Raw genomic sequence first — 14,563 nt, 5'->3', positions numbered from 1 at the left:
GAGTTTCGACCGTGGGTGTACCCGTATATCGCCGGATTCTGGAGCTGTTCGAGGCCGAGGGCGTCAACACGCTGTTCGGTATTCCCGACCCCAACTTCGTGCACATGTTCGTCGAGGCCGAACAGCGCGGCTGGTCGGTGGTGGCGCCGCACCACGAGGAAAGTGCGGGCTTCATGGCCGAAGCGGCCTCCCGGATGACCGGCCGGCCGGGCCTGTGCATCGGCACCCTGGGGCCGGGAGTCGCCAATATCGCCGGGGCGATGATGTGCGCGAAGGTGGAGAACTCCCCGGTGGTGTTCCTGGGCGGCCAGCGCGCCCGTATCACCGAGCGGCGGGTGCGGCGCGGGCGGATCCAGTTCGTGCGCCAGGAAGAACTTTTCACGCCGTCGGTCAAATACAGCGCGTCGATCGAGTACGCCGACCAGACCGACGAGATCGTGCACGAGGCGATTCGCCGCGCGCTGTCGGGCACTCCCGGCCCGGCCTACATCGAATACCCCTCACACGTGATCCTCGAAGAACTCGACGTCGCGGCCCCGCCTGAGCCGCACCGCTATCGGCTGGTCAACCAGCGTGCCGGTGCGGCCGAGATCGCCGATGCCGCCGAGATCATCCGCAACGCGGCCAGCCCGATCCTGCTGGTGGGCCACGGGGTGCACACCTCACGCAGCGCGGCCGCGGTCGCCGAGCTGGCTGGGCTGATGGCCTGCCCGGTGATCCAGACGTCCGGCGGCACCGCGTTCATCCCCGGCCTGGAAGAGCGCACCTTCCCCTACGGTTTCTCCACCGCGGCCGTCGAAGCCGTCACCGGCTCCGATGTCTGCGTGGCGCTGGGCACCGAGCTGGGCGAGCCGGTGCACTACGGCACCACCCGGCACTGGGCGGACAAGAACGCCGAACGCAAGTGGATCTACGTCGAGCAGGACCCGACGGCGATCGGGGTGAACCGGCCGGTGGACGTGCCGCTGGTGGGCGACCTGCGCGGCATCGTGCCGCAGCTTGTCGACGCGCTCAAGGACAGTCCCCGCACACCGTCGCCGGAGCTGGCCAGGTGGATCGAACAGGATGCCGACCAGCTCGCCGAGTTGGCCCGAACCGCACCCGCGGGGCGCAGCCCGGTGCATCCGGCGCGCTTCGTGGTCGAGGCCACCAAAGCCTTCCCGTCCGACGGCATCATGGTCCGCGACGGCGGCGCGACGGTGATCTTCCAGTGGACCTATTCGCAGGCCAAACCGCACGACGTGATGTGGAACCAGAACTTCGGGCACCTGGGCACCGGACTGCCCTATGCCGTGGGGGCCTCGGTCGCCGAGGGCGGCAAGCGGCCGGTGATGCTGCTGACCAGCGACTCGGCGTTCCTGTTCCACATCGCCGAGCTGGAGACCGCGGCCCGGCTGCGCCTGCCGCTGGTCTGCGTGGTGGGCGTGGACCACCAATGGGGCCTGGAGGTGGGGGTGTACAAGCGCACCTTCGAGCAGCCTTCGCCGCAACCGGGCGTGCACTGGAGCAAAGACGTCCGGTTCGACAAGATCGCCGAGGGCATGGGCTGCCATGGGGAGTACGTCGACGACGAGGCTCAGATCGGGCCGGCGATCGAGCGGGCCTACGCCACCGGCGGGACCGCGGTCATCCACGTCTGCATCGATCCGAAGGCGAACTCCGAAGAGATGCCCAACTACGCCGAGTTCCGGACCTGGTATGCCGAGGGCACCCAGTGAATGAGAATATTATTCTCGTTTTGGAATAACAACGTGCAAGCGCGGAGGGGCTGGAGGCGACCATGTCCGGCGGAATGAGCTTCGAACTGACCGAGGACCAGCAGCTGATCCGCAAGTCGATCGCCGACCTGGCGGCGAGGTTCGACGACCACTACTGGATGGCCAAAGACCTGGCGCACGAATTCCCGCAGGAGTTCTACGACGCCATCGCCGGCGGCGGCTGGCTGGGCATGACCATCCCCGAACAGTACGGCGGCCACGGGCTGGGCATCACCGAGGCGACGTTGCTGGCCGAGGAGGTGGCGCGCTCGGGCGGCGGCATGAACGCCGCCAGCGCCATCCACATGTCGATCTTCGGAATGCAGCCGGTGGTGGTCTTCGGCTCCGATGAGATGAAGACCGAAACCCTGCCCCGCATCGTCAGCGGCGACCTGCACGTGTGCTTCGGTGTCACCGAACCGACTGCGGGACTGGACACCTCACGTATCACCACGTTTGCCCGGCGGGACGGCAGCGACTACGTGGTCAACGGCCGCAAGGTGTGGATATCCAAGGCGCTGGAGTCGGAGAAGATCCTGCTCCTGACCCGCACCCAGTCCCGGGACGAAGCGGCCAAACCGACCGACGGCCTCACCCTGTTTCTCACCGATATCGACCGCAACCACGTCGACATCCGGCCGATCACCAAAATGGGCCGAAATGCGGTGTCGTCCAACGAAGTGTTCATCGACGACCTGCGCATCCCGGCCGAACACCGGATCGGGGAGGAGGGCAAGGGCTTCTCCTACATCCTGCACGGGCTCAACCCGGAGCGCATGCTGATCGCCGCCGAGGCGCTCGGCATCGGCCGGGTCGCGCTGGACCGGGCGGTCAAGTACGCCAACGAGCGGGTGGTGTTCGACCGGCCGATCGGCATGAACCAGGGCATCCAGTTCCCGCTCGCCGACTCGCTGGCTCGTCTGGATGCCGCCGAGTTGATCCTGCGCAAGGCCACCTGGCTCTACGACAACGGCAAGTCCTGCGGCCGGGAGGCCAACATGGCCAAATATCTGTGCGCCGATGCCGGGTTCGCGGCGGCGGACCGCGCTCTGCAGACCCACGGCGGGATGGGCTACTCCGAGGAGTACAACATCTCCCGGTTCTTCCGGGAGTCGCGCCTGATGAAGATCGCGCCGGTCAGCCAGGAGATGATCCTGAACTTCCTCGGCTCGCACGTGCTCGGCCTGCCGAGGAGCTACTGATGGTTGCAGCACCGCTTGCCGGCATCACGGTGGTGGCGCTGGAGCAGGCGGTGTCGGCGCCCATGTGCACCCGCACCCTGGCCGACTTCGGGGCCCGTGTCATCAAGGTGGAAAACCCCGCCGGCGGCGACTTCGCCCGCTATTACGACGATGTCGTCAACGGCCAGGCCGCGCATTTCGTCTGGGTCAACCGGGGCAAGGAGTCGGTGACCCTGGATCTGAAAAGCGAAGCGGGACGTGATGTCCTGCACCGACTGTTGGACCGCGCGGACGTGCTGGTGTCCAACCTCGCGCCGGGCGCGACCGCACGGCTGGGCCTGGCCGCCGAACAGATGGCGCAGCGGCACCCGCGGGTGATCGCCGTGGAGATCGACGGCTACGGCAGCGGCGGGCCACTGTCGCACAAGCGGGCCTACGACCTGCTGGTGCAGGCGGAGTCGGGAGTGTGCTCGGTGACCGGCCACCCGGGCGCCCCGGCCAAACCGGGGCCGCCGGTGGCCGATGTGACCTCCGGGCTCTACGCCGCGCTGTCGATCATGGCCTTGCTGGTCGGCCGCCGGGCGCAACCGGATTCGCCCGCGCCGTCGGTCGGGGTGAGCCTGTTCGACACCATGGCTGAGTTGATGGGCTACAACCTGACCTACGCGCGGCACTCCGGAATCGATCAGCAGCCACTGGGCATGAGCTCGCCGGCCGTGGCGCCCTACGGTGCCTACCCGACCGCCGACGGCCACACCGTGGTGCTGGGCACCACCAATGACCGGGAGTGGCAGCGGCTGGCCCGGGAATTGCTGGACCGCAACGACCTTGCCGACGACCCCCGGTTCGCCGGCAACGCAGACCGGGTCGCCAACCGCCCGATTCTCGACGAAGCGATCGCGGCGTGGTGCGCACGCCACGACCTGGCCCACATCCAGGACGCCGCCGACGCCGCCGGAATCGGCAACGCGCGCTACAACACGCCCAGCGACGTCCTGGCACACCCGCAGCTTGCCCAGCGCGACCGGTGGCACCGGATCGACACCCCCGCCGGACCCATCCCGTCGCTGCTGCCGCCGCCGGTGATCGCCGGCTACCAGCCCCCGATGGGGGCGGTACCGGGCCTGGGCGAACACACCGACGCGGTGCTGGGCGAGCTCGGGCTGACCGGCGCCGACATCGCCGCCCTGCGCCGGCAGGGGGCGATAGGGCAGGCTGAGTGCTGATGGCCCCCGACACCGAACCGCTGCTGCTGCGCACCGACCGCGACGGCGTGCGCACACTGACCCTCAACCGGCCCGCCCGCAAGAACGCGATCAACCCGGCGCTGTGGCGCCAGCTGCGCGACGCCCTGCGCGACGCCGCCGACGACCGCGACCTGCGGGCACTGGTGATCACCGGCGCCGGCGGGGCGTTCTGCTCGGGTGCTGACATCGGCACACCCGACGAGGTCCACCCGGCCGAGAAGTTGCGCCGGCTGTCCGATGTCGCGTTGGCCCTGCATGAGTTGGCCGTGCCCACCGTCGCGAAAGTGAACGGGGTCGCGGTCGGGGCCGGCTGGAACCTGGCGCTGGGGTGTGACCTGGTGGTGGCGACCCCGGAGTCGCGGTTCTGCCAGATCTTCGCCAAACGCGGGCTTTCGCTGGACCTGGCCGGGTCCTGGCTGCTGCCCAAACTGGTCGGGTTGCAACAGGCCAAGCGCCTGGCACTGCTGGCCGACACCATCGACGCCGCCGAGGCGCAGGCACTGAACCTGGTGACCTGGGTGGTCGGCGCCGGGGAGATCGACGCCTTCGTCGACGACCTCGCCGACCGGCTCGCCGCCGGCCCGCCGCGGGCGCTGGCGCAGACCAAGGCACTGCTCAACCAGGGCGCCGACGCCACGCTGGCCGAGGCGCTGGCCAATGAAACGCGGGCCCAGATCGCCAATTTCGCGGGCACCGATGCCGCGGAAGCCTATGCGGCCTTCGCCGAGAAGCGCCCTGCGCGCTTCACCGGCGGGTGGCTGCCCACGTCAAGGAGATCGGAGTAGTCAGATGCGACCCACGGTGATCGTCGAAGCGGTACGCACCCCCGTCGGAAAGCGCAACGGCGGGTTGTCCGGTACGCACGCGGCGGACCTGTCCGCGATCGTGCTCAACGAACTGATGCACCGCGCCGGTGTCGAACCCGAGGTGGTCGACGACGTGGTGTGGGGCTGCGTGTCGCAGATCGGCGATCAGTCCTCCAACATCGGCCGGTATGCGGTACTGGCCGCCGGTTGGCCCGAACACGTTCCGGCCACCACCGTCAACCGCGCCTGCGGCTCCAGTCAGCAGGCGCTGGACTTCGCCGTGCAGGCCGTGATGTCCGGCCAGCAGGACATCGTGGTCGCCGGGGGTGTGGAGGTGATGAGCCGGGTCCCGCTCGGCGCCGCGCGCGCCACCGGCGAGCCCTTCGGACCCAAGGCGCTGGCCCGCTATGACGGGTTCGAGTTCAACCAGGGCACCGGAGCCGAGATGATCTGTCAGAAGTGGGGTTTGGACCGCACTGCACTCGACGAGTACTCGGCGCGTTCCCATGAGCTGGCCGCTGCCGCGCAGGACGCGGGGGCGTTCCGCGACCAGATTGTGCCCGTGGCGACCGACGGCGGGGTGGTCGACGCCGACGAGGGCATTCGCCGCGGCACCACCGCCGAGAAGCTGGCCGGCCTCAAGCCGGCGTTCCGCGAGGACGGGGTGATCCACGCCGGCAACTCGTCGCAGATCTCCGACGGCGCCGCGGCGCTTTTGGTGATGAGCGAGGACGAGGCTGCCCGGCGCGGGCTGACCCCGCTGGTGCGGTATACCGCGGGCGCGGTGACCGGGGCCGATCCGGTGCTGATGCTCACCGGGCCCATCCCGGCCACCGCGAAGGTGCTCAACCGTGCCGGACTGGGGATAGCCGACATCGGCGTGTTCGAGGTCAACGAGGCGTTCGCCCCGGTGCCGCTGGCCTGGCTCGCCGAGACCGGCGCGGACCCCGACCGGCTCAACCCGGTCGGCGGAGCGATCGCCCTGGGGCACCCGCTCGGCGCTTCCGGAGCCGTGCTGATGACCCGGATGATCCATCACATGCGCGACAACGGGATTCGCTACGGTTTGCAGACCATGTGCGAGGGCGGCGGCACCGCCAACGCCACCATCGTCGAGCTGGCCGGATAGGAATTCGCATGCGGCGCGACCTTTTCACCGAAGACCACGAGGCATTCCGGGCACTGGCCCGCGATTTCATCGAGAAGCATGTGGTGCCCGAGTACCCGCAGTGGGAGAAGGCGGGCCGGATGCCCCGCGCGGTGTTCGAACAGCTGGGCTCGCTGGGGATGCTGGGCATGGCCATCCCCGAGGAGTACGGCGGCGCAGGCATCGACGACTACCGCTACAACGTCGTGCTGCAGGAGGAAGCGGCCCGGGCACTGGTCACGCTGTCCACGGTGCGCACCCAGCTCGAGGTGATCCTGCCCTACTTCCTGCATTACGCCGGCGAGGAACAGCGGGCGCGCTGGTTTCCGGGCATGGCGGCCGGCAAACTGCTGACCGCCATCGCGATGACCGAGCCGGGCACCGGATCCGACCTCGCCGGGATGCGCACCACCGCCGTCCGGGACGGCGACAGCTACGTGCTCAACGGTGCCAAGACCTTCATCACCGGCGGCATTCAGGCCGACCTGGTGATCGTGGTGGCCCGCACCTCGACCGACCCCGACAACCGGCGGCGTGGTCTGACCCTGCTGGTGGTCGAGGACGGAATGGCCGGCTTCGAGCGCGGGCGCGAGCTCGACAAGATGGGCTGCAAGGTCCAAGACACCGCCGAGCTGTCCTTCACCGATGTGCGGGTTCCGGTGGCCAACCGGCTGGGGGAGGAAGGCGAGGCCTTCAGCTATCTGGGCCACAATCTGGCCCAGGAGCGTCTGACCGTGGCGGTGGGGTCGGTGGCCCAGGCCCGCTCGGCGCTGAACGCCACCATCGACTACGTCAAGAACCGCAACGTATTCGGCTCTCCGGTCGCGTCGTTCCAGAACACCAAGTTCGAGTTGGCCGCGGTCTCCACCGAGATCGAGGCCGCCCAATGCATGCTCGACCGCGCGGTCGCCGACCACGTCGACGGCGTCTTGTCGGGTGCCGACGCCGCTCGCACCAAGCTCTTCTGCACCGAGATGCAGGCCCGCGTCATCGACCGCTGCCTGCAGCTGTTCGGCGGCTACGGCTACATGATGGAGTATCCGATCGCGCGGCTCTACACCGATGCCCGGGTCGCCCGGATCTATGCCGGGACTTCCGAGGTGATGAAGATGATCGTCGCCAAGTCCCTGGGGCTGTGAGGCCGGGAACAAAAATTCTTCGATGAGACCCTTGTCACAGACGGCCTAACCAACCTACTGTGTGTTCACTCGGTTGGTTGAACGAAGGAGACCGGTGACCTCACCCCGGCCGTACGCCACATTGCTCGCCAAGGGCGAGGACCGCCGGCAGCGGATTCTGCTGGCAGCCGAACAGCTGTTGGCGCGCAACGGCTGGCGCAACACCTCGCTGGCGCAGATCGCCCGCAACGCGGGGGTCAGCGCGGCCGGCCTGCTGCATCACTTCTCCTCCAAGGAACAGCTGCTGCACGCGGTGCTCGATGCCCGCGACGCCGACGACGACATCCACGCCGACCGAAGCGGCGACCTGATCGAGGAGATTCAGCGGGTGGCCGAGCGGTTCCGCCGGGCTCCCGAGCTGGTCGGCACCTTCACGGTGCTGCTCGCCGAAAACGTCTTGCCCGAGGCGCCCCTGCACGACCGCATGCTGTACCGGTACCGCAGCGCCCTGCAGATCGTCGCCGACCTGATCCGGCGCGGCATAGCCGAGGGCCGGTACCGCTCAGACCTCGACGCGGACGCCAAGGCCGTGGAGATTATCGCCTTTATCAACGGAATGGAGATGTCATGGCTGCTGGATCCATCAATACCGCTGACCGAGGTGTTCGCGGGGTACGCGGAAACACTGGACCGCGACTTCACTCCCCAGGAAAAGGACGCCCACCGGTGAGCGGCGCCGACGACCCGGACATGCGCTACCGGTTCGACATCGTGGGCCGCAGCGTCATCGACGTCGTCTCCGCCGCCGGCGGCTGGCTCTATGACCGTGCCGCAGCCGGCTGGGACGTCACCGTCATGATCGACGGCGCCGAGGACGTCCGGCCCCTGCAGATCCTCGGGGCCCGCGTGGCAGACCTGGCGTCGGTGCTCAAGCAGTGGGATCGCTGGCCGCACCCGCAGACCATCGCGGTGTGCGCGCAGATGTTCGACGGCCATGCCCAGGTACGCCAGGGCGTGCTCGACGCGCTCGACCACAGCAGCACCGAGGTGACGCTGTGGGGCGACGTGCCGGCGGAACTGGACAGCGACGTCGACGTCCGCCAGCACCGGCTCAGCGCGGCGGCGCGCGCCTTCAAGGCGCAGGCGCTGCGAGCGGCCGGCGTCGCCCCGGACCGCAATGCCCAGGTGGAGTTCTTCCGGTGCGGACCGGCAGCGTGTAGCTCGGTCGCGGCGGATCTGAGCCCGGCCAGTTGAGAGCGCGCCCGCGCGTCCGCGATGATGCCTGATCCACTGGCACGCTCGGTGGTGCTGGTGACCGACTACCGGGTGCCGGACCCGGGCAGGGTCTGGCCGCTGGTGGAGCAGCACCGCGACAACCTCGCCCGGATGGGCGCCCACCACGTCCTCGTCTACACCTCGGCGGTGGACCCGGGCCGGGTGCTGGCGGTGATGGCGATCGACGCCCTGCAGCCCGTCACCGAACTGCTGCGCGACGCCGCGTTCCTGGCCTGGTTCGATGCCGTGGGCGTCGTCGACATCCCGGCGGTGTTCGCCGGTTACCTGGTGCAGCGCATCGAGCTCACCGATCCGGCCGGCGCGGGCGCCACCGAGGCGCCCGGGGCGGTGGTCGCGGCGGTAGCCGAAGTCGCCGACCCCCAGACGCTGATCGCCCATGTCCAAGGCACCACGAAGCACTTCCATGCCGCCGGCATCCGGAGGATCTGGATGTTTCAGGCCTTCGACAACCCGCGGGAGGTCTTCATGCTGCAGGAGGCCGCCGAGGGCGTCGCCGAGCGCGCAGCGGTGGGGTGGATCGACGAGCCGCAGTTCGCCGCCGAGTGGATCACCCGGGCCGGTGTCGGCGTCTACCCGCCGGTGTTCGTCGGCCGGCTGGCGCAACTGATGCGCGTGGGCGACGACACCGCCGGCTGAGCCCTCAGTCGCTGGCGGGAAGCGGCTTGGCTTCCTTGATGGTCAGCGGCACGCTGCCGATGCTCAAGGTTCCGGCGCCGGCCTTGGTCACCAGCACCTCGGCGCCGGCCTCGTCGACGTAGCGCTTTCCCATCACCGCTCCGGTGGCCAAGTCGGGGTCCAGCGCCGCGTCCGCCGACGCGGTCTCGTCCAGCGGCACCATCGGGGCGCCGCCGGCGCGCAGGTCTTCGAGGCTGTCGGCGGTTTTGACGACGATGACCTGCGTGTCGCAAACCTGGCTCTTCAGACGGGTACCGGACTTGATCATTGCGCCCCTTCGGCATTCACACTCTGCAGTTCTTCGGTCAGTCCCGCGACCAGTTCCCGGCGCAGCACCTTGCCCGTCGGGGTGGTCGGCAACTCCGCCCGGAACACCACCCGGTCGGGAGTGCGGGAGCCGCGAAGCTGCTCCCGAACATACTCGCGCAGCGCTTCGGGATCCGGCGACGTACCGGGTTGCGGCACCACGCACGCGACGATGATCTGCCCCCACTCGGGGTCGGGCGCGCCGACCACCGCCACCTCGCGGACCTCGGCGTGTTCGACCAGCACGTCCTCGATCTCGGCGGGGGCGATGTTCTCGCCGCCGCGGATGATCGTGTCGTCGGAGCGGCCGATGATGAACAGGTAGCCCTCCTCGTCGAGGACGGCGAGGTCGCGCGTGGGGAACCAGCCCTGCGCGTCGAGCACCGAGCCGATTCCGGTGTAGGTGCCCGACACCTGCTCGCCGCGGACATACAGCTCACCGGGTTGCCCCGGCTCGAGCACCCGGCCTTCCTCGTCGCGGATGACGGCCTCGATGCCGGGCACCGGGCGCCCTACCGAACCCAGCCGCCTGCGGACGGCTTCGTCGTCGGCGGCATGGGCGGTGCGGTGGTCCTCGGGGGTCAGCACCGCGACGGTCGAACTGGTCTCGGTCAGCCCGTAGGCGTTGACGAAGCCCACCTCGGGCAGCAGTTCCAGCGCCCGGCGCACCAGCGGCAGCGCCACCTTGGAACCGCCGTAGGCGAGATTGCGCAGAGCGGGCAGCGGGGTCGGGCGGGCCTCGAGTTCAGAGACGATGCGCTCCAGCATGGTCGGCACCACCGTCGCGGTGGTGACGGCTTCGGTGGTGGCCAACCGGATCCACTCGCCGGCGCTGAACCGGCGCAGATACACCATTTTGCGGCCGGCATACAGGTTGCTCAGCGCCGCGCCGACACCGGCGATGTGGTAGGGCGGCACGCAGATCAGTGCGGCGTCGGAGGCGTCGGCCGAACCGAACTCGACGGTGCCGGTCACGTAACTGGTCAGGTTGTTATGCGTCAGCTCAACGGCTTTGGGCTTGGAGGTGGTGCCCGAGGTGAACAGCACCACCGCCACGTCGTCGGGGTCGGGCCACTGCAGGGCGGGCGCGGTGGTCTGGGTGCGGGCGCAGAAGGTATCGGAATCCATGACCGCGACACCGATGTCGCCCACCACGTCGCGGTACTCCTTGTCGACCACGATCAACGGTCGGGGCAGGCGCTCGATCAGTTCCCGCAGCGACTGCCCGCTGAGCCGGTAGTTCAGCGGTGCGAACGGACGCCCCGCACGGGCGCAGGAGAACAGCAGCAGCGGCAGCATGTCGCCGCCCATGCCGACGTAGGCGACACTGTCGGCGCCGGTCTCGTCGATCACCCCCGCGCCGCCATCGGCCCGGTCATTGAGCTCGGCGGTGGTGTGGCGGGTGGTCTCGGAGACGACGGCGACCCGGTCGGGATCCGCCGATACCGCCATCTCCAGCAGCAGCGAGATGCTCACGGCTCAGCCCTCATGAGAACGACATTATCATTTTGCGGAAGTCGAGATGTCATACCGGCGGGCGGCGATCCGGTGCTGGGTAGGCTGACGCGCGAGATGATCCGCACGGTTGACCTCGACGTATCCGAAGACGAGCTCGACGCCGAGCCCGGCGCCGAGATCATCGTTGCGACCGGCACCCGGCTGGGCACCACCCACGCCCAACGCTGGCTGGAGCGGGCCACTTTCACCCTCTCCGAGACCGACACCGCCGACCGCCGGGTCATCACCGTCGCCTCGGTGCCCGAAGCGCTCACCGAGATCGCCGACCGCTGCCGGCGTCGGCCGCACGCCGCGGCCATCTGCGACGACGTGCTGCGCGCGGTGGATCCCGCCGCACCGGCCTCGGCCGGGCTCATCACCGAATCCCTGGCCTACTCGGTGCTGCAAGCCGGCCCGGAGTTCGCCGACTGGGTGGCCGCGCGCGGGCCCGCCGATGCGCCGCAGACCGCCGAGCCGATGCTGCTCGACCGCGACGGCGACACCCTGCGGCTGCGCTTCAACCGGCCGCAGCGCCATAACGCCTTCGACAACGCGACCCGGGCGGTGCTCCTCGACGGGCTCGCCGTCGCCGCCGCCGACCCCGCGATCGACGAGGTGGTGCTCAGCGGCGTCGGGCCGTCCTTCTGCAGCGGCGGCGACCTCGCCGAGTTCGGCGGTTTCACCGATGTGCCCAGCGCGCACCTGGCCCGCACCCGGCACAGCCCCGCGCGGGCCCTCGACGCGCTGACCGGCCGGCTCGGCGCCCGCTGCCGCGCCGAGATCCACGGCCGGGTGCTGGGCAGCGGTCTGGAGATGGCTGCTTTCTGCGGGCGGGTGCGGGCGGACCCCGACACCGTGCTGGGCCTGCCCGAGCTGAACCTGGGGCTGATTCCCGGCGCCGGCGGCACGGTCAGCGTGACGCGGCGCATCGGCCGGTGGCGCACCGCCTACCTCATCCTGTCGGGCCGCACCATCGACGCGCAGACGGCGCTGCGGTGGGGCCTGGTCGACGAGATCGCCCCGGTGCCGTGAAGGCCTGGGGCGCGTCGGGCTTGGCCTGGCTGACCGGACGACCCGACGGTGCCGCGGACTTCTCCCGGGCCGCGGTGCTGCAGCACTGCGGGCAGCGGTTGGCTCGCTTCACCGCCGCGACGGGGGTGGCGGCCGACGCCGGGCAGTTGCTGGCCGGACGTGCCGGGCTGCTCGGCTTCACGCGGGCCGGGCGCATCTCCGCGGGAGGAGCGTCGCGCCTGCTGGCCGCGGCGGACGGCTGGTGGGCGCTGACGCTGTCCCGGCCCGACGACATCGACACCGTGCCCGCGTTGATCGAATCCGACGGCGCGCAGCCCTGGGATGCCATCGCCGCGTGGGCGGCTCGGCGGTCGGTGAGCGAGGCCGTGGAGCGGGCCCGGCTGCTCGACCTGCCTGCCGCCGCACTGGGCGAGACCGCTGCCGGTACCCCGGTGATCCGCCGGGCCGGTGTGGCGGGTCCCGGTCGCGGGGTGCGCGGCGTACTGGTGGTCGACCTCACCGCACTGTGGGCCGGGCCGCTCTGCGGTCGCCTGCTGGCGCAGGCCGGCGCGACGGTGGTCAAGGTGGAAAGCCCGTCCCGCCCGGACGGCACCCGGCACGGTCCCAGCGCGTTCTTCGACTGGATGAACGCCGGAAAGCTTTCCTGCTCGCTGGATTTCGACCGCGACTCGCAGACCCTGGCCCAGCTGCTGGCAGCCGCCGACGTGGTGCTGGAAGGCTCGCGCCCGGCCGCGCTGGCCCGCCGCGGGTTGGGGCCCTCCGACGTCGTGGGCCGGCCCGGCCGGGTGTGGCTGCAGATCACCGCGCACGGCCCCCGGGCCGGCTATCCGGGCTTCGGCGATGACGCGGCGGTCGCCGGCGGCCTGGTGGGCAGCGACGGCCGGGGCGGCCCGGTGTTCTGCGCCGATGCGATCGCCGACCCGTTGACGGGCATCGAGGCGGCGGTGCACGTCGTCGACGCGCTGGCCCGCGGTGGCGGCGAGGTGATCACGCTGGCTCTGTCCGCCGTCGCCGCCGGATACGCCGCACTGCCGACGTGTCTCTCTGCCGGTGAGGCACCGGTGCGGCCACCGCCATCCCCCCGGATTGAGGGCACCGGGCCGGCGCTGGGGGCCGACAACGCCCGAATCGGTGACCTAGTGGCGGCGCGGTGCTGATCCAGCGGGCCGTGCTGCCCGACGGGACGCCGGTCGACATCCGGCTCGGCGACACCATCGAGCAGGTCGCCCCGGCATTGCCGGCGCGACGCGGCGAAGAGTTCCTCGACGCCCGGGGCGCCACGGTGATTCCCGGCCTGCACGACCACCACGTGCACCTGCGATCGGCGGCAGCAGCGCTGGATTCGGTGCGCCTGGGCCCGCCGCAGGTGCACAACCAGGCGGAGTTGGCGGCGGCGCTGGCCGCCGCGCGACCCGGGCGGGACGGCTGGGTGCGGGCCTACGGCTATCACGAGTCGGTGGCCGGGGAGCTGACCGCGCAGCTGCTAGACCGGTACTGCCCGCACGTACCGGTTCGGGTGGCGCACCGCAGCGGCGCGCTGTGGGTGCTCAACTCGGCCGGTCTGGCTCGCGCCGGAATGACCGGCCACCCCGACGGCCGGCTGCTGCGGGCTCACGGCGATCCGACGCCCCGGCTGCCACCGCGCGAACCCGCCCTGGCGCGGTTGAGCCGAGAGCTGGCGGCGCGCGGCGTCACCGGAATCACCGAGGCCACCCCGGGGCACACCGACGCCGACATCGCCGCCTTCGCCGCGGCACGCAGCCGCGGCGACCTGCTGCAGCGACTGCACTGCTTGGCGCCGGCCGGCACCGCCACGCCCGCCGAGGTCACCCTCGGGCCGATGAAGGTCATCCTCGACGACGAGCGCCTGGACTTGGACGCGCTCATCGCGCTGATGTGCGACACCCATGCCCGCCGGCATGGCGTGGCGGTGCACTGCGTCACCGACGCCCAGCTCGCCGTCGCGATCGCCGCCTGGCAGGCCGCCGGTACGCACCTCGATGACCGGATCGAACACGCGGCGGTGGTGCCCGACGATCGGCTGGCCGACCTGGCCGCACTCGGGATCACCGTCGTCACCCAGCCCAACTTCGTCGCCGAGCGCGGCGACCACTACCTCACAGACGTCGAACCCGACCGCCACCATGAGCTCTGGCGGGTTGCGTCGTTGCGGCGCAACGCGATACCGGTGGTGTTGTCCACCGACGCGCCCTTCGGCGACAGCGACCCCTGGGCGGCCATGCGCGCCGCGGTGCACCGGCGCACCCCCGGCGGCGCCGTGCTGGGACCGGGGGAGCGGATCTCGGCGAGCGCCGCCCTGCACGGGTTCACCGGCCGCGCCGACCGGCCCGCGACCGCGCGCGCTGTGGCAGCCGGCGAACCCGGGGACCTGTGCCTGCTCGACGGCGATCCGCTGACCCTCGACGCCGGTCTGGTGGCTGTGACCATCGTCGCCGGTGCTGTGGTGCACGACGGTCGGTAGCCTAGCTAGATAACTGGAG

Annotated in this window: 14 protein-coding genes; 12 read left to right on the top strand and 2 right to left on the bottom strand. The window is 70.5% G+C overall.

The window, feature by feature from the left end:
• The first annotated feature begins 11 nt into the window (after positions 1 to 11).
• From AWC02_RS04995 to AWC02_RS04955, 9 genes are all read left to right on the top strand, one after another.
• Complete coding sequence (locus AWC02_RS04995; protein ID WP_085127686.1) at positions 12 to 1,718, top strand: thiamine pyrophosphate-binding protein; 1,707 nt, start codon at positions 12 to 14, stop codon at positions 1,716 to 1,718.
• Positions 1,719 to 1,780: 62 nt separating this feature from the next.
• Positions 1,781 to 2,959 (top strand): acyl-CoA dehydrogenase family protein, encoded by a 1,179-nt coding sequence (locus tag AWC02_RS04990; protein WP_109560877.1) that lies wholly within the window; start codon positions 1,781 to 1,783, stop codon positions 2,957 to 2,959.
• Positions 2,959 to 4,164: a CaiB/BaiF CoA transferase family protein gene (locus AWC02_RS04985; RefSeq protein ID WP_085127684.1), complete on the top strand. Its 1,206-nt coding sequence runs from the start codon at positions 2,959 to 2,961 to the stop codon at positions 4,162 to 4,164. Before AWC02_RS04990 ends, AWC02_RS04985 begins: the two co-directional genes overlap by 1 nt.
• On the top strand, positions 4,164 to 4,970 hold the full coding sequence (locus AWC02_RS04980) for an enoyl-CoA hydratase/isomerase family protein (protein ID WP_085127755.1): 807 nt from the start codon (positions 4,164 to 4,166) through the stop codon (positions 4,968 to 4,970). Before AWC02_RS04985 ends, AWC02_RS04980 begins: the two co-directional genes overlap by 1 nt.
• A gap of 4 nt (positions 4,971 to 4,974) precedes the next feature.
• On the top strand, positions 4,975 to 6,120 hold the full coding sequence (locus tag AWC02_RS04975) for a thiolase family protein (RefSeq protein WP_085127683.1): 1,146 nt from the start codon (positions 4,975 to 4,977) through the stop codon (positions 6,118 to 6,120).
• A gap of 8 nt (positions 6,121 to 6,128) precedes the next feature.
• Positions 6,129 to 7,277 carry an acyl-CoA dehydrogenase family protein gene (locus AWC02_RS04970; RefSeq protein WP_085127682.1) on the top strand — a complete coding sequence of 383 codons (1,149 nt, stop codon included), beginning with the start codon at positions 6,129 to 6,131 and terminating at the stop codon, positions 7,275 to 7,277.
• A 94-nt stretch (positions 7,278 to 7,371) separates the two neighbouring features.
• Complete coding sequence (locus tag AWC02_RS04965; protein ID WP_085127681.1) at positions 7,372 to 7,986, top strand: TetR/AcrR family transcriptional regulator; 615 nt, start codon at positions 7,372 to 7,374, stop codon at positions 7,984 to 7,986.
• 20 nt (positions 7,987 to 8,006) lie between these two features.
• Positions 8,007 to 8,510: a hypothetical protein gene (locus tag AWC02_RS04960; protein WP_085127754.1), complete on the top strand. Its 504-nt coding sequence runs from the start codon at positions 8,007 to 8,009 to the stop codon at positions 8,508 to 8,510.
• Between the two features lie 24 nt (positions 8,511 to 8,534).
• Entirely contained in the window at positions 8,535 to 9,188 is a 654-nt protein-coding gene (locus tag AWC02_RS04955; RefSeq protein ID WP_109560879.1) for a fatty-acid--CoA ligase, read from the top strand.
• A 4-nt stretch (positions 9,189 to 9,192) separates the two neighbouring features.
• Here the strand turns inward: AWC02_RS04955 and AWC02_RS04950 are convergent, their stop codons facing one another.
• Together AWC02_RS04950 and AWC02_RS04945 are read right to left on the bottom strand one after the other, a co-directional pair.
• Positions 9,193 to 9,495 carry a hypothetical protein gene (locus tag AWC02_RS04950; protein WP_085127679.1) on the bottom strand — a complete coding sequence of 101 codons (303 nt, stop codon included), beginning with the start codon at positions 9,493 to 9,495 and terminating at the stop codon, positions 9,193 to 9,195.
• Complete coding sequence (locus AWC02_RS04945) at positions 9,492 to 11,009, bottom strand: class I adenylate-forming enzyme family protein (protein ID WP_085127678.1); 1,518 nt, start codon at positions 11,007 to 11,009, stop codon at positions 9,492 to 9,494. Before AWC02_RS04945 ends, AWC02_RS04950 begins: the two co-directional genes overlap by 4 nt.
• A gap of 96 nt (positions 11,010 to 11,105) precedes the next feature.
• On the opposite strand from AWC02_RS04945, the gene AWC02_RS04940 reads away from it, so the two are divergent.
• Genes AWC02_RS04940 through AWC02_RS04930 form a run of 3 tightly spaced genes read left to right on the top strand, consistent with a single transcriptional unit; the run spans position 11,106 to position 14,544 of the window.
• Positions 11,106 to 12,062, top strand: coding sequence for an enoyl-CoA hydratase/isomerase family protein (locus tag AWC02_RS04940; RefSeq protein WP_085127677.1), 957 nt, complete (start codon positions 11,106 to 11,108; stop codon positions 12,060 to 12,062).
• The gene (locus tag AWC02_RS04935) at positions 12,059 to 13,219 is read left to right on the top strand and encodes a CoA transferase (protein WP_085127676.1); all 1,161 of its coding nucleotides are present in this window, start codon (positions 12,059 to 12,061) and stop codon (positions 13,217 to 13,219) included. Before AWC02_RS04940 ends, AWC02_RS04935 begins: the two co-directional genes overlap by 4 nt.
• Complete coding sequence (locus AWC02_RS04930) at positions 13,213 to 14,544, top strand: amidohydrolase family protein (protein WP_085127675.1); 1,332 nt, start codon at positions 13,213 to 13,215, stop codon at positions 14,542 to 14,544. Before AWC02_RS04935 ends, AWC02_RS04930 begins: the two co-directional genes overlap by 7 nt.
• The last annotated feature ends 19 nt before the right edge of the window (positions 14,545 to 14,563 follow it).

The organism is Mycolicibacter engbaekii (assembly GCF_002101585.1).
In the GTDB taxonomy this organism is placed as follows: Bacteria; Actinomycetota; Actinomycetes; order Mycobacteriales; family Mycobacteriaceae; genus Mycobacterium; species Mycobacterium engbaekii.
This window is presented reverse-complemented; position numbering and strand designations above follow the sequence as displayed.

Bases quoted from the DNA above. Each gene is read 5' to 3' on its own strand.
- AWC02_RS04990 (WP_109560877.1), top strand. From the start codon at position 1,781: ATGTCCGGCGGAATGAGCTTCGAACTGACCGAGGACCAGCAGCTGATC.
- AWC02_RS04985 (WP_085127684.1), top strand. From the start codon at position 2,959: ATGGTTGCAGCACCGCTTGCCGGCATCACGGTGGTGGCGCTGGAGCAG.
- AWC02_RS04980 (WP_085127755.1), top strand. From the start codon at position 4,164: ATGGCCCCCGACACCGAACCGCTGCTGCTGCGCACCGACCGCGACGGC.
- AWC02_RS04975 (WP_085127683.1), top strand. From the start codon at position 4,975: ATGCGACCCACGGTGATCGTCGAAGCGGTACGCACCCCCGTCGGAAAG.
- AWC02_RS04970 (WP_085127682.1), top strand. From the start codon at position 6,129: ATGCGGCGCGACCTTTTCACCGAAGACCACGAGGCATTCCGGGCACTG.
- AWC02_RS04960 (WP_085127754.1), top strand. From the start codon at position 8,007: ATGCGCTACCGGTTCGACATCGTGGGCCGCAGCGTCATCGACGTCGTC.
- AWC02_RS04955 (WP_109560879.1), top strand. From the start codon at position 8,535: ATGCCTGATCCACTGGCACGCTCGGTGGTGCTGGTGACCGACTACCGG.
- AWC02_RS04950 (WP_085127679.1), bottom strand. From the start codon at position 9,495: ATGATCAAGTCCGGTACCCGTCTGAAGAGCCAGGTTTGCGACACGCAG.
- AWC02_RS04940 (WP_085127677.1), top strand. From the start codon at position 11,106: ATGATCCGCACGGTTGACCTCGACGTATCCGAAGACGAGCTCGACGCC.